This is a genomic window from Arcicella gelida (assembly GCF_034931025.1).
GTDB lineage: Bacteria > Bacteroidota > Bacteroidia > Cytophagales > Spirosomataceae > Arcicella > Arcicella gelida.
The window spans coordinates 196,368-216,515 of the sequence record NZ_JAYGIL010000002.1; the positions used below are offsets into that span (position 1 = coordinate 196,368).

16 protein-coding genes are annotated in these 20,148 nt (G+C 33.4%); 5 read left to right on the forward strand and 11 right to left on the reverse strand.

The annotated features are described in order from the left end of the window. Positions 1-12: 12 nt before the first annotated feature. The 3 genes from VB776_RS00850 to VB776_RS00860 form a co-directional block, all read right to left on the reverse strand. Positions 13-246, reverse strand: coding sequence for a hypothetical protein (locus VB776_RS00850; RefSeq protein ID WP_323325077.1), 234 nt, complete (start codon positions 244-246; stop codon positions 13-15). A gap of 155 nt (positions 247-401) precedes the next feature. Next, a complete protein-coding gene (locus VB776_RS00855) occupies positions 402-1,922 on the reverse strand; it encodes a DUF4394 domain-containing protein (protein ID WP_323325079.1) in 1,521 nt (506 codons plus the stop codon). A 277-nt stretch (positions 1,923-2,199) separates the two neighbouring features. Beyond that, positions 2,200-3,549: an FAD-binding protein gene (locus VB776_RS00860; protein WP_323325081.1), complete on the reverse strand. Its 1,350-nt coding sequence runs from the start codon at positions 3,547-3,549 to the stop codon at positions 2,200-2,202. A 161-nt stretch (positions 3,550-3,710) separates the two neighbouring features. Between VB776_RS00860 and yidD the strand changes: the two genes are divergently transcribed. The 3 genes from yidD (at position 3,711) to VB776_RS00875 (ending at position 7,400) form a co-directional block, all read left to right on the forward strand. Next, the gene (gene yidD / locus VB776_RS00865; RefSeq protein WP_323325083.1) at positions 3,711-3,962 is read left to right on the forward strand and encodes a membrane protein insertion efficiency factor YidD; all 252 of its coding nucleotides are present in this window, start codon (positions 3,711-3,713) and stop codon (positions 3,960-3,962) included. A gap of 61 nt (positions 3,963-4,023) precedes the next feature. Beyond that, a complete protein-coding gene (locus VB776_RS00870; RefSeq protein WP_323325085.1) occupies positions 4,024-6,546 on the forward strand; it encodes a M14 family zinc carboxypeptidase in 2,523 nt (840 codons plus the stop codon). Positions 6,547-6,788: 242 nt separating this feature from the next. After that, on the forward strand, positions 6,789-7,400 hold the full coding sequence (locus tag VB776_RS00875) for an HPP family protein (protein ID WP_323325087.1): 612 nt from the start codon (positions 6,789-6,791) through the stop codon (positions 7,398-7,400). A gap of 52 nt (positions 7,401-7,452) precedes the next feature. On the opposite strand, the gene VB776_RS00880 is transcribed toward VB776_RS00875, so the two are convergent. Continuing rightward, positions 7,453-9,084 carry a M1 family metallopeptidase gene (locus tag VB776_RS00880; RefSeq protein WP_323325089.1) on the reverse strand — a complete coding sequence of 544 codons (1,632 nt, stop codon included), beginning with the start codon at positions 9,082-9,084 and terminating at the stop codon, positions 7,453-7,455. 140 nt (positions 9,085-9,224) lie between these two features. After that, on the reverse strand, positions 9,225-10,163 hold the full coding sequence (locus VB776_RS00885) for a hydrogen peroxide-inducible genes activator (RefSeq protein WP_323325091.1): 939 nt from the start codon (positions 10,161-10,163) through the stop codon (positions 9,225-9,227). Positions 10,164-10,356: 193 nt separating this feature from the next. Here VB776_RS00885 and VB776_RS00890 point away from each other — a divergent pair, with 193 nt between their 5' ends. After that, positions 10,357-10,899: a peroxiredoxin gene (locus VB776_RS00890; protein WP_309922808.1), complete on the forward strand. Its 543-nt coding sequence runs from the start codon at positions 10,357-10,359 to the stop codon at positions 10,897-10,899. A 63-nt stretch (positions 10,900-10,962) separates the two neighbouring features. Further along, on the forward strand, positions 10,963-11,547 hold the full coding sequence (locus VB776_RS00895) for a carboxymuconolactone decarboxylase family protein (RefSeq protein ID WP_323325093.1): 585 nt from the start codon (positions 10,963-10,965) through the stop codon (positions 11,545-11,547). A 58-nt stretch (positions 11,548-11,605) separates the two neighbouring features. On the opposite strand, the gene VB776_RS00900 is transcribed toward VB776_RS00895, so the two are convergent. The 6 genes from VB776_RS00900 to VB776_RS00925 all read right to left on the reverse strand — a co-directional run bounded on the left by VB776_RS00900 (position 11,606) and on the right by VB776_RS00925 (position 20,136). Continuing rightward, positions 11,606-12,646, reverse strand: a complete 1,041-nt coding sequence (locus VB776_RS00900; RefSeq protein ID WP_323325095.1) for a hypothetical protein — start codon at positions 12,644-12,646, stop codon at positions 11,606-11,608. Between the two features lie 175 nt (positions 12,647-12,821). Continuing rightward, positions 12,822-14,225, reverse strand: a complete 1,404-nt coding sequence (locus tag VB776_RS00905; protein ID WP_323325097.1) for an MBOAT family O-acyltransferase — start codon at positions 14,223-14,225, stop codon at positions 12,822-12,824. A gap of 1 nt (position 14,226) precedes the next feature. Then, entirely contained in the window at positions 14,227-16,878 is a 2,652-nt protein-coding gene (locus VB776_RS00910; RefSeq protein WP_323325099.1) for a hypothetical protein, read from the reverse strand. Positions 16,879-16,905: 27 nt separating this feature from the next. Next, entirely contained in the window at positions 16,906-18,009 is a 1,104-nt protein-coding gene (gene glf, locus VB776_RS00915; RefSeq protein WP_323325101.1) for a UDP-galactopyranose mutase, read from the reverse strand. Positions 18,010-18,023: 14 nt separating this feature from the next. Beyond that, positions 18,024-18,764, reverse strand: coding sequence for a glycosyltransferase family 2 protein (locus VB776_RS00920; RefSeq protein WP_323325103.1), 741 nt, complete (start codon positions 18,762-18,764; stop codon positions 18,024-18,026). Between the two features lie 250 nt (positions 18,765-19,014). Then, positions 19,015-20,136: an acyltransferase family protein gene (locus VB776_RS00925; RefSeq protein ID WP_323325105.1), complete on the reverse strand. Its 1,122-nt coding sequence runs from the start codon at positions 20,134-20,136 to the stop codon at positions 19,015-19,017. Positions 20,137-20,148 lie beyond the last annotated feature (12 nt).

Consider the following 20,148-nt stretch of genomic DNA (forward strand, 5'->3'; position numbering starts at 1 on the left):
ATGTATGATAGATTAAGTTAATACACAAAAATAAGGTATAAACTTGAAGGAAAAACCTCTTGGCAAAACAAAAATAAAAATCACAGAACTACCCACCATTCCATCCAAAAGACAAGCAAATCCATCTAAAACATCCACCAATCCATCTCCGAGATAGTAAAACCTATCTTTTTGATGGAACGAGCTATCTCGGAGATAGGTCAATCTATCTTTTTTGCGGTTTTTTGCGTGAAAAAGATAGGACATCCTATCTCTGAGATAGGTTAACCTATCTTTTTCACGCAATTTCCCGTATAAAAGTGAAGAAAACCGCAAATTAGTTTAGACGATTCTGGACAAAACAAAAAACCCAAAAAGAAATTTCTTCTTGGGTTTTAACAAATAAGGAATTAAGTCAACTATTAAAAGCCTGTGCCAATTGTAAAAGCACGTACTGTATTTGGTAAATCTGCTAATTTCGTTGCAACGCCTGTTGTGATATTAATGCTATAAATTGCAGACTTATCCCCTACTTTCAAAGCAGCATAAGCCATGCCTCCTCGGCTAGTTATATCAAAACCTCCAACAGTTTCAACATTAATGCCCAATGCACCCACTTCTACTAAAGTTCCATTGTTTGGTGGATCTTGCTTGTACAATTTATCAGTCATATTGTCGATATTGAACAATACTGTTGATGTTGCTCCTGCAAAGTTATTCGTGTATGCCGAAGATGTTACTGAAGGTACTCCCGGGTTTAAAGCACCATCTACTGCTGCAATTGCACCAGTTTCAGGATGTAAACGTAAATTCTGACCAGTATTACTGATACAACGAATTCTATCAACAGTTGGGTTAAAGTCAAAACCAAAAGAAATACCCGCTAAAGTAGTTGCAAATGGTGCAGACCCAACTACTGCCGCCGCACCCGACGAAGTATTCAATACATATAATCTACTAGAACTTCCCAAAGCAAATAATTGACCTGTTGCAGGACGGAAATCTATGCCTAAAACCGTTTCACCTGTTTGTAAACCTGTAATTGCCTTGGCAACTGGTGTGCCAATATTCAAGTAATTGAAGGTTAACAAATTATTACTTTCGTCAACTGCATAAGCAACTGGTGCGGTTGGAATCGCCAAACCATTGATATTACCAGTTGGTAAATTTCCTAATTTTGTTAATTTCCCGGTTGTAATATCTACTTGGTGTAATTCCCATTTTCCTGAAACCATCACCGCTGTCAAGGCAACATCTCCAGCAGGATTAATATCAAAACCTGCCGAAGCACTAATATCAATACCAAGATTTCCTACTTCTACCAAAGTACCATTATTGGGTGGGTCTTGTTTGTATAATTTATCAGATTTGGCATCAATATCATACAAAACTGTAGTACTTGCACCCGCAAAATTATTAGTATAAGCTACCGATTCAATTACTGGACTTGCTCCGCCATTAATACTTCCGTCGGTCGCTGCTACCGCTCCCGTTTCTGGATGTAAACGTAAATTTTGCCCCGTGTTAGTTACTAATCTGATTCTATCAACCGTTGGATTAAAGTCTAATGCTACGGCAGAACCATTCACAATTGGGTTTAAAGCAGTTGTACCAATTACTCTAGCTGCTCCAGTTTCTTGATTGATTACATAAATTCTGTTCATTGCACTTACTCCATACAATTCACCAGTGGCAGGTCTGAAATCAATGGATAATAAAGCATCGTTTGTCATCAAACCTGTGATGGTAGTGGTGCTAGTTGCCATTTCTGAATTCATGGCGTTGATTTTCATTAATTGCTTGCCATCTGCTAATACAAAGAAAGTTTGGTCTGGTTTAATAACGGTTGGCATAGTTGCTTCATCGTCTTTGCAAGAAGACAGACCAAAGCCAACAACAAAGGCGGAGGCTGTTAAAAACAGTTTAAGTTTATTTGTGTACATATTGCTAATAGTTTTATGTGGAAATTTTAGCAGATATACGTGAGGAATGTTTTTTTGGTTTTATTGAGATTCAAGAAAATTGGAATAAAGTATATTTTTATTGAATAATCATCAAAAAACAAAACCCCGAAAGTAATCTTTTCGGGGTTGAATGGAAGCAAAACCACTTTATCAGATAAAGCTTTTGAAATGAATCATTTTTCTATTAGCAAGTGAATTAATTCACCTGCTAGTAGAAAAATCAGGAAAGTTTTAAACAGCTTTATCCTAAAATAACTTACGAGAAAATATTTTTCTTCAAGAATTCATTTTGGAATTTACCGTTTGGGTCATATTCTTTTATTAAAGTTTTGAAATCGTTCAGCTTTTCGATTCTGCCATGTAAAACTGATGCTTCCATTGTAAAGAGTTTTGCCCAATGCGGACGAGCATTAAATGGTGCTAATGCTGCTTCAAAAAGTGGGAGAATACCCATTACAGTTTCTACTTCTTGTTTCCAAGTAGTATGCAATGCAATACAAGTTTTTTTATAACATGGACTCATCCATAAATCATCTGCTTGAATCGCACGGATTTCTGAAATAAAAATATGTGGACTTATCTTTTCATGCAGTTTTTCAATCGCCATCATAGCTTCGTAAGCATGTTCGATAGGAACAAAGTATTCTGATTGCAATTCTTTACCCGCACTTGGTGTAAAACCCATTTTAAAATGTGGCATCCTTTCGTACCAAACGCCCGGAACTCCTAATTGTTCGGTACAGTTTTCAGCTGATATTTCTTCAATAGGATGAAGATTTTGAGTAGCTAATTTTGCTCCAAATAATTCCGCAGGAATTTCGGTAGTATCACCTTCCTCTACTTTACTTTTTACCCAAACTTCGTTGATATTTTTATTTTTCCAATCAGTAAATAAACTAACACTATAACCGCTCGACATGATGGTTTCAAAATTCTTTTCCAAGGCACTCATCGGTAAATTTCGATAAACCACTTGTTTCATTTTGAAACTAGGCTGAACTGCCAAAGTAATTTTAGTCACCACTCCCAATGCTCCTAAACCAACTACTGCTCCATTGAATTTTTCTCCATCTTTTTCTTTAGATAAATTCACAAGCTCACCAGCTGCATTGACAAATTCAAAAGCAACAACAGCAGTTGATAAATTTCCATTTTTCACTCCTGAACCATGTGTCGCCGTGGCACAAGCACCTACTACCGAAATATGAGGTAATGAGGCTAAATTATGAAGTGCGTAGCCATTTTCTTCTAAATAAGGAGCTAATTCTCCGTATTTAATCCCTCCTTCTACCGTTACAGTATTGGCTTTTTTATCAAGCGAAACTACTTTATTAAAATCTCTGAGTGAAATTTGATTTACTTCACTATCAGCAATTGTATTGAATGAATGGCGAGAACCTAATGCTTTTAGGCTATCACATCTCTTTACAATTTCCTGTACTTCTTCAACCGTTTTTGGATAATAAACGTTTTCAGCACTGTATTCTAAATTTTCTGCCCAGTTTTTCAAATTTGTTTTGGGTTTTGTTTGGCAAGCAACAAATCGTGAAAGTACGACGCCACTTACCAACATTGATGTTGTTTTTAAAAATGTTCTTTTTTTCATAGTTATAAGTTTTGATTTGTTTTGGATATTGAGGCAATTTAAAACTTATTTATAATTCTTCTTCATAAATTTAAGAAGTAATCAAATCAACATTTTAACGATTTTCAAATCGCTGATTATTATTTTAAATGAGCTTGTTACCTTTGAGGAAACAAAAAACAATGACCAATCTTCCCAGTAAAATTCTTATCGTTTTAGTACGAGTATATCAAGGAATTATTTCGCCATATTTTCCGAATTCCTGTCGTTATACGCCTACTTGTTCGCAGTATATGATAGAAGCAATTCAGATTTGGGGATTTTGGAAAGGCTTTCGTTTAGGAATGAAACGTTTTGCTTCTTGCCATCCTTGGGGCGGTAGCGGTTATGACCCTGTACCTCATAAATCTTGTTGCGAAAAAAAGGATATTTGATTTTTTAGGAAGCTTTTTCTTTCTATTTTTGGTTTGAATCCATTCATCAAACCTTAAAATCATGCTCAAAAATCTATTACTTCACGCATTTTTGCTGTTAAGTATCTGTGCATCAGCACAAAGTAAGCTACAATCTCCCGAAGAGTTCCTTAATTTCAAAAAAGGCGAACGTTTCCTCAGACATCACCAAGTAGTGAGTTATTATGAATATGTGGCTCGTCAGAATCCAAATCAAGTAAAATTAATTCAATATGGTTCAACCAACGAAGGTCGCCCATTGATGATTGCTATCTTGGCTTCTCCTGAAAATTTTGCTCAATTAGAGGAAATCAGAACCAATAATTTAAAATCTATTGGTTTATTAGAAGGGAAACCGACCAAAAAACAGCCTGCAATTGCTTGGTTGAGTTACAATGTTCATGGAAATGAATCTTGCGGAACAAGTACTGCTCCTTTTACTTTGTATGAATTAATGAATGCTTCTAATGAGCGTTCAAAAGCTATTTTGGCAAATACTGTGGTGATATTAGACCCAAGTATTAACCCAGATGGATATGACCGTTATGTAAACTTTTACAATCAAAAAGTGGGTGCGGTTTATAATCCAAATCCTGCGGCGATTGAACACAGCGAACCTTGGCCAGGTGGACGTTTCAATCATTATTTATTCGATTTGAACCGTGACTGGGCTTGGCAAACACAAAAAGAATCTCAAGAAAGAATGACAATGTATCGTCAATGGATGCCACATCTTCATGCAGATTTTCATGAGCAAGGCGTAGAAAATCCATATTACTTTGCTCCTTCTGCAAAACCATATCATGAAGATATTACAGGCTGGCAAAGAGAATTCCAGAAAATTCTTGGCGATTATAACAAACGTGATTTTGATAAAAATGGTTGGTTGTATTTCTCTAAAGAACGTTTTGATTTACTTTATCCATCTTATGGCGATACATATCCAACTTACAACGGTGCATTCGGTATGACTTATGAGCAAGGCGGTGGCGGAAGAGGTGGTTTAGGCATCACAAAAAGAGATGGCGATACGCTTACACTAAAACAAAGAATTGACCACCACTTTAGTACTTCCTTTGCTTGCCTTGAAGCTATTTCGGCAAATGCAGATAAAGCAGTAACAGAATTCATTAAATTCTTTGACAACGCACAGAAAAGTCCAGTTGGGCAATACAAATCGTTCGTCTTCAAAACAAAAGGCAATGAAAGTAGAACTCGTGAGTTTTTAAATTTTCTTGACCGTGAAAACTTCCAATATGGAATTGCTGGCAAAGGTTTAGTAGCCGCAGGTTATAGTTATCAAGATGATAAAAATGTAGGTTTTAGCATAGACCCAGACGATATTGTGATAAACCTTTTCCAACCACGTTCTACTTTCTTAAAGATTTTGTTAGAACCAAAAACAATGGTAGAAGATTCTGTAACGTATGACATTACTTCATGGTCATTGCCTTATGCTTATGGTTTAAGTGCTTTTGCGGTAAAAGATAAAATCACGCCAGCACCAAAACCACAGTTTACACCAGCCACTGCTAAAGTTGAAAAACCTTATGCTTATTTGGTAAAATGGCAAGCTTTCAGCGAATTGAAATTATTAGCTTCTTTGTTGAAAAAAGGTATTAAAGTACGTTCAGCAGCTAAAGCTTTTGAAATTGAAAATCAAACTTATAATGAAGGAACTTTAGTAATTACTCGTTCAGGAAATGAGCGTTTGGGAGATTCATTCGATAAAATTGTGCGTGCAGAAGCTGAAAGATTACAAGTAAATCTTTACGCTGTTTCTACTGGAATGTCAACAAAAGGTTCTGATTTTGGTTCAGACAATGTGGCTTATTTGGATGCTCCAAAAGTAGCAATTGTTTCAGGAGATGGCGTTTCTCCTACTTCTTTTGGCGGTACTTGGCACTTCTTCGATAAGCAAATTGAATATCCTGCTACCATCATTGGTGAGAATACTTTAGGAACGGTTGATTTATCAAAATTTGATGTATTGATATTAGTAGATGGCAGATACAACAAAATTTTAGACGATAAAAACCTTAATAAAGTAAAAGACTGGGTTCGTGCTGGAGGTAAGTTAATTGCTATTCAAGGAGCTTTAAATGCGTTGGCTGGCAAAGATGGATTTGAATTAAAACACAAAGAAGAAGACAAGAAAAAAGATAAAGAAAAGGAAAACGAAGTACCTAAATTGAAAGTTTATGCGAATGCTGAGAGAGAGTCTGTTTCTGAAGAAACACCAGGAAGTATTTACAAACTTTCGATGGATAATACGCATCCTTTAGCTTTTGGTTATGATAAATCGTATTACAGTTTAGTACTTGAAACGACAGACTTCCAATACCTAGCAGATGGCTGGAATGTTGGCGTAACCAAAACCAAAGATTTGGTAGCGGGTTATGCTGGTGCAAAAGCACAGGATAAACTTAAAAATTCACTGATTTTTGGCACACAAGATTTAGGTCGTGGGCAAATCGTTTACTTAGCAAATGACCCAATTTTCAGAGGTTTCTGGCAAAATGGTAAATTGTTATTTGGAAATGCTGTGTTTGTAGTAGGAAATTAAAAGCTATAAAATCATAAACCAAAAGAGCCTTTATTCGTGATGAATAAAGGCTCTTTTGGTTTATGATAATTATAGCCATTTTTAAAATGTTCATACAGCTAAGTTTAACGCTGCACAATAATTAAGTATAAATACTCAAAAATATCTCATTTTGTACTAATTTTGAATCAATTAAAGAAACAAAACTCATAAGACAATTTACTAAATCAAGCTTTCTTAGGCTGAAAATTAAGAACAAGCGAATGGTTAAACAAAAATTAAAACGAAATTTAAGAATTTCGAGGTACATTATTTACAGAGAAACGTTAGTAGATTACAAAGAGCATTTTTGGTCATTTATTGGTGCATTTATTGGTATTGGTCTCATTGCATTTTTACAAACTTTTCTACTAACAAACAACGACAATATCTTTTTAATTGGTTCATTTGGAGCATCATGTGTATTGATTTTCGGAGCGATTCAAAGTCCTTTGGCACAACCACGTAACCTTATTGGAGGACATTTGATTTCAGCTTTAATCGGAATTAGTATTGAGCAATTTTTACCGAACATTCTTTGGCTAACAGCTCCATTAGCAGTTTCACTTTCGATTGTTTTAATGCAAATAACCAAAACCCTTCATCCTCCAGGCGGAGCCACTGGATTACTTGCAGTAATTGGATCAGAGAAAATTAAAAGTTTGGGTTATTTTTATGCTTTGTCTCCAGTACTTTCAGGTTGTTTAATTCTCTTTGTTGTAGCACTTATCTTTAACAACATGACACCCAATAGAAAGTATCCAACAGATGAAAGATTTACGAATTCCTTAAAAAGAATGTTTATTAAAAGACAGAAAAAAGTGGCACAGCATTAAATACAAAAGCCCCATTCAATTTCTTGAACGGGGCTTTTGTATATTTCTATGTCTATCCTTTCTTCACATTCACATAAAAATTTTCATCAATCTTTAGCTCTGTGATACCTTTAAGGCTTTTCCATTCCGTACTTGGGTGAATAAACTGATATTTCCCTTTAGCATTTTCAACCTTGATTGGCATGTTGAAACCATCAACACAGGTCGTCCAACGATAAGTAATTCCTCCATTTTCTACTTTATATTCTAATGTCGGAATTTTAGTATTTCTCAAATATTGGTCAAATACTTTACTTAAATTAATTCCTGCTTTTTTACTGATATAATTTTCAATTTGTTTGGTATCGACAGTTTGATGATAAAAATCTTTATTGAGTCCAACCAAAATTTGTCTCCATTTTTCATCATTATCAATAACCTGACGAATCGTATGCAACATATTTCCGCCTTTGTAATACATATCACCAGAACCACTTTCATTTACTTCATAATCTCCAATAATTGGTTCTTGATTACCAATTAGTTTTCTACAACCTCTTACATAAGCCGCTCCTGCTTCTTTTCCAAAATGATATTCTGTAAAAAGACTTTCAGAATAATTGGTAAAACTTTCATGAATCCACATATCGGCAATGTCTTTGTCTGTAATATTATTAGCAAACCATTCATGCCCTGACTCGTGAACAATGATAAAATCCCATTTCAAACCCCAACCTGTTCCCGATAAATCTTTCCCTAAATATCCATTGGCAAATTTATTTCCATAAGTAACTGAACTTTGGTGTTCCATTCCCAAATACGATACTTGAACTAACTTATAGCCATCTTCATAAAATGGATAAGGTCCAAACCAATGTTCGAAGGCTTTTAGCATCATTGGTACTTGCTTGAATTGTACTTTTGCTTTTTCTAAATCTTCTGGTAACACATAATAATTGCAGTCTAAATCGCCTTTTAAGCCTTTATATTTTTCTGAGAAATGTACGTAATTACCAATGTTGATATTAACGCCATAATTATTGATTGGATTGGCAACAAACCAATCAAAAGTACGAGTATCATCAGCATTATCCGTTACTTTCAATAGCCTTCCGTTTGAAATATCTTGTAAATCTTTGGGAACAGTAATTGATATTTTCATACTATCGGCTTCGTCGTACATGTGGTCTTTGCATGGCCACCAAACACTTGCACCCAAACCTTGGCAAGATGTAGTAATAAACCATTTTCCTGAAGAATCTTTCTTCCAAGAAAAACCACCATCCCAAGGCGGGCGACGAGCAATTCTTGGTTTTCCTTCATAAAATACTTTGATGGATTCTGTTTTGCCAACTAGTTGTTTCTTTTGTAACTCAACAAAAAAAGCATTACCATCTCTTTTATAATTCAAAGCTTGTCCATCTTGCTCAACTTTTGTGATTTGCATTGGGTTTTGCAAATCAATTTGTATTACTTGTGCAGGCTTTAATACTTTATAAGTAATTAAATTATTACCTGAAATAGTACTATCTGATGGCTGTACTTTAACGCTGAGGTGATAATACTGTAGATTCCACCAAGCTCTTTCTGGTGTAATACTTCCACGAAGTGTGTCTTGACGAGTGTACGCTTTTTTAGGTTGAAATAGCTGTGAAAATCCAAAAAAGCTTTGGAGTATCAAGCATAGTGTGATGATGAATTTCATTGTTTTTAGTTTATTGATTTGAAAAGTAGCAAGAGTAAAGACAAAAGATACAAGAAAAATATTGTGCTTGAAATATCTCTTTACCTTATTTCATTTTTTATTTATCTTGCTTCTTGTGTCTTGTATCTTACTTCTTCAGTCTAAGCAACCTCAATTATATTTCTTTTCTTTTCTATTGTTAATTCTTTAGGGATTGCTTCAAGAATACTTTCTTTTAATGCTTTTAAAATCCCCAATTTTGCAAAGTTTTTATGAGCAACCAAACTTACTTCTCTGACGGGTGCAGGAGATTTAAAATGACGAATTAAATTCAATCTATCTTCATCAAAATCCATCGTCGCTAATTCTGGTAAAATGGTAATTCCCTGATTTCTTTCGACCATCTTCCGAAGTGTTTCTAAACTTCCAGCCTGATATTCAAATTGATTTCTCCCGATTGATTTTCGTTTTAATTCACAAAGATTTTCAATTTGAGAACGCAAACAATGTCCTTCTTCCAAAAGCCATAATTCCTTTGGATTAATATCTTCCGAAAGTGCATATTTTTTCTGGTAAATCGCATTTTCTTTAGAAACATACAATACTAATTCTTCATAAAAAATAGGATATTCTACAATATTAGGCTGTTGAAGTGGCGTAGCAATTAAACCCAAATCAAAATCGTCATTTTTTAAACCATGAACAATTCTATCAGTTGTTAGCTCTTTGATTTTCAATTCCACATTTGGATATTTCTCAAGAAAACTAGCCAGAAAAAGTGGCAATAAATACGGAGCAATAGTCGGAATTACTCCTAAACGAACTTCACCCGTTACATCATGTTTTCCTGAATTTACGGCGTCTTTAATTTTATAAAATTCAGCAATAGTGATGCGAGCCTGTTGAATAATTTCCAAACCAATTTGAGTGGTTACGACTGGCTGACGGCTTCTATCAAAGATTTTTACACCAAGTTCATCCTCTAATTTTTGAATTTGCATACTCAAAGTAGGTTGAGTCACAAAACAACTATCGGCAGCTTGCACAAAATTTCGATGATTTTCTACGGCAATTACATATTCTAATTGGGTAATAGTCATGTTATTAAAAGAAGTTATAAGGAATCTCTATGTAAATATCAATATTATCAATTTGTTTACAAAGAGATTAGTGACCAACTTTGTAAAACAAAATAAATATTACTTTTCAAATACGATAATACTTAATTTGATTCAAAAAGAAATAAAAATTGTACAATTTCAATATTTAATTTAAACAGAAAACAACAAAATCATGTTATCATTAGGTTCAACATTTCCAAAATTCCAAAAAACAGCAGTAGTATCTCTTGAAAAAGGTAAAGAATTTTACGATATTACTTCTGAAGACCACAAAAATGCTGACAAATGGTTAGTAATGTTCTGGTGGCCAAAAGATTTTACTTTTGTTTGTCCTACAGAGATTGCTGCTTTCAATGCAAAATATGATGATTTCTCTGACCGTGACGCTATTCTAATCGGTGCTTCTACTGACTCTGAATTTGTTCACTTAGCTTGGAGAAACAATCACGATGATCTTCGTGGATTAAAATTCCCAATGTTAGCTGATACTTCTAAATCTTTAGCTGAAGAATTAGGTATTTTAGAAGCAAACGAAAAAATTGCTTACCGTGTTACTTATATTGTTGACCCACAAGGAATTATTCGTTGGGTATGTGCTAACGATTTATCAGTTGGTCGTAACGTTGACGAAGTATTAAGAGTTTTGGATGCACTTCAAACAGACGAACTTTGTCCTTGTAACTGGAAACAAGGCGAAGAAACTTTATCAGTTTAATTTCCTGATTCAGAGGCTTTATTGATTAAAGCCTCTGAATTTTTACTCCCACAAATAAAAATCATGTTCGGAACAGTTAGTGAAACTAAAAATAATTTGTTGGCAGAAGTGAATCTTCCTTCAACATTCGAAAGTCTATTTCTTGATCGCTTAAACGCAGCCGACCACCGTTATATCAAAGATCTTAAAATTAATGTTTCTAATGCTTTGAAAGCCCAAACTTTGAAAGAAAAAGAAGCAATCTTGTTAGCACTTGCTGTCGCTATCAATGAAAAATCAAGTACTTTGATTACCGCATTGGAAGAACTTGCAAAAAGCAAAGGTGCTGAAGAAAAAGAACTTTTGGAAGTTGCTTCTTGCGTGTCTTTGATGAATGCAAACAATGTATTGTATCGTTTCCGCCATTTTATGGACAAGGAATCTTACAATAATATTCCTGCTGGCGTTAGGATGTCAATCATGATGAATCCTGTACTTGGCAAAGAATTCTTTGAACTATTGAGCTTAGTCATCTCAGCGATTAATGGTTGTGAAATGTGTGTTACTTCACACGAAGCTTCCGTAAAATCTCATGGTGCTAGCGAACAGCGTATATTTGATGCCGTTCGATTAGGAGCCGTTATCAAGAGCTTTATTACTTTATTGTAATTACTATAACCACTTTATACATAACCGCTAAATAGGAGTCAGACGAAAGTCTGGCTCTTTATTTTTTCAGGTTATTTTCTACGATAATCTGCTGATTAATAATATCTAACCAAATATTTCTGCCAGCACAATTCCAGTGTGTATCACTTTTTAAATAATACTTTTCAGGATTTTTCTTGAAGATTGTATAAGTATCAATCACTGGAACTTCGAGGGCTGAATGATTTTGAATTCGCTCTATTAAATGATTGTATTTTCCCAAATCGGGCGATTGTACACTTACTTTGTTCGGAATAATTGACAAATAAACTTCATCAAAACCCGCTTTTAAATACTTTTCTCTACTCCTATTTGCATGTGTAACAAAGGTATCAATTTGTGCATCTGTAACAGGAAAAAAGGCAGAACGTCCATGCGTACTGTCGGCTTCTTCCATGTAATACAAATGTTTTTTATCTTTTGATAGAATCACTTTTGGCTCAATTCTATCGAATAAAATTAAATTCATTTTCGCTTTCAATTCTCTAAACCATAGAAAAAAATCATAATTGAAAAGCGTATGTTCAAGGCGTTCTTCTGTTCCTGGTGGAAATAATACTGGACTAATTTCTTCCCATCCATGAACTATTTTTTTTCGAAAACTAAGATTAGGATTCTCTGTATTTTTTATTGGTTTTGCAATGCTAAAATTATCAACATCCTCAGAAAGATGTTCTTTAGCGGCTCTTTCTACTGATTCTAAAATCAGAATATTCCTTTTTGTACTGTCTAATTGAATATAGGCATCGTTTGCCCAATGTGTGTAAAGATATTTGCTTGTATTAAAATCTGTTTTGTTTACTCTTGCTTCTTCCGCAAAACTATCGCCAATTATGTACAAATTCACCTGAGAAGTATCATTCGCTAACGATTTTCCTTCTTCATGACAAGCAATAGTTCGCTCTTTAAACTGAGGTAAATAAGAAAGTCGGTATAAATCTCCAAACCGATAATCGTCTGGAAATAGTTTTGTGTTAGAATAAATAGCAGGAAAGTAAGCTTGCAACCATAAGAAAATGGCAACCAATAAAACTGTATATTTTAATGCACTTTTTAACATAACACTTGGGATGTCGGATTTGGGATGTCGGATTTCTGATTTTGATCTCAAAGCATTGGAGTTACTCAGTCCCAATTATTGGTTTTTGGATGTCAGATTTTAGTTTTAATTACTAAATCATTAGAAGCCAGAAATCCAAAATCAGACATCTGAAATCCAAAATCATAAAACCTCTTTAAAATTGAAAATAGATAAAATTATTGGTGTTGAAAACTCCAAAGAAATACACCAAAATCATCACTAGAGAGATTAAACTGTAAAATCTAACATTACTTTCTGTGTTGATATAAAAATATTTTAATTCTTTCCAAAGTAATAATCCAATCAATCCCAATGAAAATAACATTTCAATATTATTCAGTGGAGATTCCAACGAATCGTTGATTGAAAAGAATGATATTTTTCTTAAAATCAATAAAGCATCTCTGGTGTCTTTTGCTCTAAAAAATACCCAAGCTAACATCACCAAGACAAAAGTTGAAATAAGATTAATCGCTTTTCCAAAAACATTTTCGGGCAAGACTAATTTTGGAAAATACTTATTCCTTGCGGCAGCTACAATCAAGTAAAAACCGTGCAATGAACCCCAAATCACGAAAGTCCACTGAGCACCATGCCACAATCCACTGACCATAAAAACAACAAATTGGTTGAAATATCTTCGCCATTCAGCTACTCTATTTCCGCCTAGAGGAATGTACAAATAATCACGAAACCAAGTAGAAAGTGAAATGTGCCATCTCCGCCAAAATTCGGAAATTGATGTTGAAAAATAAGGGCTTTTAAAATTTCCCATCAATTCAAAACCCATTACTCTAGCCGAACCCAAAGCAATTTCTGAATAACCAGAAAAGTCACAGTAAATCTGAAAAGTATAAAAGAAAGTGGCTACTAAAAGTGATAAACCTGTTTTTTCGGAAGGATTATGATAAGCCGAATCCACGACCATTGCTAATCTATCAGCAATGACCACTTTCTTAAATAAACCCCAAGCCATCATCATTAATCCACTTTTGGTTCTCTCCCAATTGAATTGATGTTTTTCATAAAACTGATGAATTACATTTTGCGGTCTTTCGATAGGTCCAGCTACCAATTGCGGGTAAAACATTACATAAAGTGCATAAATCCCAAAATGGCGTTCTGCTTTTTGATTACCACGATATACTTCAATGGTATAACTCATTGCCTGAAAAGTATGGAAAGAAAGCCCAATTGGCAGTAAAATCTTGAGATAAGGAGCTGGATTTCTGACTTCGATCAAATGTAAAAGAGCTGAAATATTGGTATTGAAAAAATTATAATATTTGAAAATGGCTAGAATTCCAATGTTAGAAATTAAACTGACTATCAACAATAATTTTCTGTTTGAACCTTTCGATTGTTCAATATAAATTCCAGCAAAATAATCAATGATAATCGTAAAAAAAAGTATTAAAATATAGATTGGCATAAAAACCATGTAGAAATAGCAACTCGCAAAAAGTAATAATCGCCAGCGACCACTCCAACCCAAAGACCAATAGCCAAGTGTAACAATGATAAAGAAAATTAAAAAATGAATAGAATTAAAAAGCATATTAACGAAGTTTCACCGACCAATTTTCTAAAGCAGCAGGCGTTGTGATGTCAATGATTAATTTTTGATACGATTCTGAATAAGTAAGTATTGGATGATAGGTTGAAATTATTGGCATTCCGCCGATATAACTTCCATTTTCATCGAAAAACCGATAAGCAGTATAACTGTTCGTCAAAGCAAAATACTTCCCACCAACGCCCAAGTTATAATATTTCAAACGTTTTACGCCAAAAGTTTCCTCTTTAATCGTAAACATTTCTCTTTCTGATTTATCAATTACCGTTACATCTTTGCCATCACTTCGCATAATTACCCAATCTGTATTGCGTTGGTCGGCACAAAGAAAGAATTTACTTTCAAAATTCGGACGTAATAATTGTTTCTTTTCAACAATTTTACCTGATAAATTCACAGAAAATAATTCACCGTTTTCACTCAATACTTTAATATGAATTCGTTCATTTGAACCTTCCAATAAAGCAGGATCATTAAAAGTACGATTCAGTGTAATCGGAAAACCATTTGCTACATTTCCACTTGCATCTTGTAAAGTCAGTTTTCCTTTTTTATCCAGCAAAATTGCATATTCAACTCCCTTGATAATAACAGTTGAAATTGGCAAAATATGTGGCGTAGCATTTTTAGGTTTAAAATGTACACTTAAAGTAAGCGTTGTTTTATCAATTTTATAAGAAGTGGAATTAGCAGAAAAAAGCGTCAAATTTTGCTTTTTATCATTCTCTGCATCAAAAATAATAAAATCATGAATGGCTAATCCTGTATTATTTGGAATTGTTTTCACCTCAAATCCTTGAGCATTTCTGCTAAGAATATAAACTTTATTGGCGCTAGCTATCAACAATTGTTGCTGAGTATTTGGTAGAATCTTTACATTTTTAATTTCCCCCACAATTCTACCAGATAATTGATAAGACCAAACTTTTTTACCAGCTTTCACGTAATGAATTTGATTATCAGCACCTTGCACAAAAGTTTCTTGCTTTTTGGTTAGTGGATTGGTAAAATAAAATGGTTTTGAAGAAGAATCAACCTCAATACTTGCCAGTTTTATCCATTTATTTGAATACTTCTTCGATGATTCTACCAAAGAGATATTCTTAAATAATCTAAGTTCTGTTTTGTCTTGAAGTATTTCAAAAATACTTACTCGAATACGGTTTAACTGGCTTTCATTCTCAGCAAATTTATTCGCCCAAGCATTTACTAAAGACTTTTTAAAACCTAATAAAGCACGATTCGTTTCTGAAATTAAGGTTAAATTAGAAGTTTTACACTTTTTAACTAAGGCTTGATTTTTAGCAGAATTACTCCAAACATCACCTTTACTGATTGCCAATAAATAGCTTTGCATGGCAGACAAACTATTCGTAATAATTAAATAATTTTTGTATTCTGTAAAATAACATTCTTCAAAACCAGCAAAATATTCACCAAAAAGCATTGTGGGGAATTCTCTGATTCCTAAAGATTTAATGGTATAACCGCCATATTCAACACTTACCACATTGGCATTTTTTTCTTTTGAAACTTCAACAGAAGTATTTTTTAAAATATCGAAGAGTAATTTATTTCTTAGAATTAAAGCTTTGCCATTGAAAGTTTCATCGCCTTCATCAAAACCTGTTAAAAGAATTTCACCTTCAAGATTTTGATAAATATCACTAAAATTCAGTTTGAAAGCGGCTTTTACTGTATTTCTTAAGATGTTTAACTCTTTATTTTTAGAGAAATATTGTTGGAAACTTTCTTCAAGTTTAGCGGTATTATCAAAAGGAATGTGAAGTAAAAAAGAAGAAGTATTAGGAATCATGCTTAAATCTTCCAGCTTTTTTGGACTTTGTCCTTCAAAAAGATTAGCATCTTTCAGTACACCAAAGGCCTTAATAACAGATTCATCTGACTGAAAACCCGTGAAATTATCAGAAAGTAAATTGACAAACTGCTTCGCTATTTTATTTTTATCAACCGAAATCTTGTTGATAAAGCTAGCAATTGCCTGTTTGTTTAGATGAGTAGCTGTAATTGTAGAATCGTCTTGCAGCGTAAGTTTATTCGCAATTTCTTTAATCCATGAATTTTCACTAGGCAAAATTGCCTCTTCGATTAAAATACTTGAAGAGCTAAAAATGATAATATCATTCTGAATAAAAAAAGACAAAACCGATTTAGCAGAACTATCAATTACTTCGGCAATTCTTTGTCCACGAGTAGTATGATAAATAATTCGGCTACCTGAAATATTTTCTTGCAGTCTTTTAATTTTATTTACTAAAGCAGAATCACTTTGATTCAGTGGCAGATAAGTGATATAATTCAAATCTTCTTTTGCTTCAGGTAATAAAGCAAAATATAAGGTTTTCTCTTTTATTAAATCTTGAATCTCTTCTTTGGAAAGTCCTATTTCTTGCAATAAATAAAATTGATTTTCAACCCGTGAGAGTAAAGGAATTTGTGCAAAAACATGAGATTGAGGACTATCAGTTATCTCATTTGTTTCTAATAGTAATAAAGTATTATCTGGAACAAAACGTTTTAATGTGCTTAAATAAGGGTTTTTCTTTTGAAAAAAAAGATAAGTAGCTATTCCTAAAATGGCTATTACAAGGAAAAGTATTGCCTTATTTTTCATAGTTTTAACATTTTTATGGACAAAGAATTATCCAAAAATTGATTTCACTCTCACTAAAGCAGAAGCTACCACTTGGTGCATATCATAATACTTATATTCCGCCAAGCGACCACCAAAAATCACGTCTTTTTCTTCAGAAGCTAGTGTACGATAAAGCTTAAACATTTCCGTATTTTTATCATCGTTGATTGGATAATACGCTTCCATTCCTGAATTCCATTCGCATGGATATTCTTTAGTTACAACTGTTTTAGACTGTTTCCCAAATTCAAAATGTTTGTGTTCAATGATTCTGGTAAATGGAATATGTGCTTCTGTGTAATTGACAACGGCATTTCCTTGATAATTCTCTTGGTCGAGTACTTCATTTTCAAAGCGTAAACTTCTGTACTCTAATTTACCAAAACAATAATCATAATACTCGTCAATATGACCTGTAAATACAATTTTATCAGCAATTGCTTTAAAGGCTTCACGTTTTTCAAAAAAATCTGTTGAAGTTTTTACTTCTATTCCATTCAATAAACCCTCGGTCAATTTATTATAACCACCAATCGGAATACCTTGGTATTTATCGTTAAAGTAATTGTTATCAAAAGTAAATCTAAGCGGAAGTCTTTTGATGATAAATGCAGGAAGTTCAGTTGCTTTTCTTCCCCACTGTTTTTCAGTATAACCTTTAATTAATTTATGGTAAATATCTGTACCAACTAAAGAAATTGCTTGTTCTTCAAGATTTTGTGGATCAGTAATGCCCGAAGCGGCTACTTGTTCATTGATTTTATCTTGAGCTTCTTGTGGTGTTTTTACTTTCCATAATTGATAAAAAGTATTCATATTGAAAGGTAAATTGTACAATTCACCTTCAAAATTAGCCAATGGAGAGTTGGTATAACGATTAAATTCAACGAATGAATTTACATAATCCCAAATAGATTTATCGTTGGTATGAAAAATATGCGCACCATATTTGTGTACGTTGATACCTTCTATTTCTTCACAATAAATATTACCGCCCAGATGATTCCTTTTATCAATTACCAGACACTTTTTGCCTCTTTTGTTAGCCTCATGTGCAAAAACAGCACCAAATAGTCCAGCACCAACTATCACAAAATCGTATTGTTTCATAAATTTAGGTCTTCCTATTTCAAGTTTTTAATGTTAGTATTGAGTGCAAGACGGAAATCCAATAATTCATTGAACGATTGCCAACAAACTTTAAGCAATTTCATTTTACGGATTGAAACTTCGCCCGTAGCTCTTTCTTTGTGTACGATTGGAATATTGAATAATTCTTGTCCAGCTTTTTTAGCCATGATTGCTAGAAAAATATTTGGAGCAAATGGTACAGGATTTGGTAATTGAGCTAATAATTTCTTCAAGAAATTACCTTCAATTAATCTAAAAGGAATATTTGAGTCCATGATGAAAGTACCATAAACAAAAAACATACTATATCTTAAAATTCTAGTAATTAATAATCTGAATGGGTCATCATGTCTTACTTGTCTATGACCTAGGATAAATTTTGATTGATGACGCTTCTCCCATAGCAATTTTACATCTTCAGGAATAAACTGATCATCTGAATCTGTTTGGAAAATATATTCAGCACCTAATTCAACCGCTTTACGATAGGCATGAACTACAGCATTACCATGTCCTCCATTAGGTTGATGAACAACAACAAGTTTAGGATAGAGAGGTTTTAATTCATCTAAAATTTTACCAGTATTATCTTTGGAACCGTCATTCACTACAATAAGACGAGTATTTTCTGTTGCAAATTCACTGTCTAAAAGATCCGACCAGATTTTTACTACTTCAGCCATACAATCTTGTTCATTGTAAGCAGGCATGACAATCGCTAATTTGATACTCATTCAGTTGTTGGGGGTAAAGCTAGATTAAGTAATTAAAATTTTAAAAAAGCTAAAAGTATTTACAGTAGGATATTAAAAAATAGTTTTGTGAATTAGTCTGTATAAATCAGCACTTTAAATTCACAACTTATACTTGTTATATCAATAAGGCTTAGCTTTCAAACCACAAAAATATCTAAAGCTAGGCACAAAACCGATTTTAGTTTAATACTTTATTGTTAATAAGCTTGTTTTGATGATTTGATATGAATTAATAAGTAAAATACTTTTTCAAATAATTGATTGGTTTCTCCACACAATACCAAGATAAACTAGCTAGCATTATGGTAAGTATTAGAAAATATAATAATTCAAAGCCTAAATTCAGGGTAAAGTAAGGAATAATTCTTTGAATTTTATGAAGACCTCTCAACACTATACTTGTCTGTGGCGTATGATAATAATTATAGACAAAATTATGATACAAATAAATTCCGTAGCTTATACGTCCCAAATATTGAAAAACTGGATTTTCAAAAAACCATTTTACAAAGCCAGAATAGCCTGCAACTGCTTTGGCAATTAGGAAAAAACAGAAAACAGCAGCAAAAAATCTTTCAGCGACAAGGTTACCAAAATTATAAATCTGATGTGTTTCTTTTTGTTGGATTTGCGTTAGAGCAACACAAATAGCATAAACCACAAAGCTCAATATGACCAACCTACCATTTGCAATTTTCTCGAAGACTTCATCTTTTTTGAAAGTAAAATAATAAGCCATTAATCCTCCTAAACCAAAACAATCTAATGCAGTAGGCATTAATACATATTGTATTAACCACGGACTTCCATGAAAATAAAAGTAAAGCCTGAATCCAATTGAAATGACTATCATTATCCATAATAATTTCAGATAATTGCGAGTCGGAAGAAAGAGAATTAGATAAGGAAAAACTAAATAATACTGTTCTTCAACCGCTAAAGACCAAAGGTGGTCTATTGTACCCATCCAATGCTGATTGATAGCAATGTATAAATTGGTACTGTAAGTAAGACACCAAGCAAGGGTTTCACGAACGGGAGGAACATCAAAATAATATAAAGCAAAAATCGACAGAAAGTATATTGGGAAAATCCTAATGCTTCGGCGGATGATAAACTGTTTTACAGAAAACCAATGGCTTCTTCCGAACTGGTCATCTTTTAATTTACTTTGAATCAAAATTCTTGTTATCAAAAATCCACTCAAAACAAAAAACATTGTAACACCAAGATGTCCTAAAGGAAATGGATTTCGCTCAGTCAACCAATGATCTACCAGTACTAAAGCTACTGCTAAAAAGCGTACTCCATCTAATTGTGAAAAATAGGTTTCTTTTTTTTCTTGAGACATATTAAGTTTGTT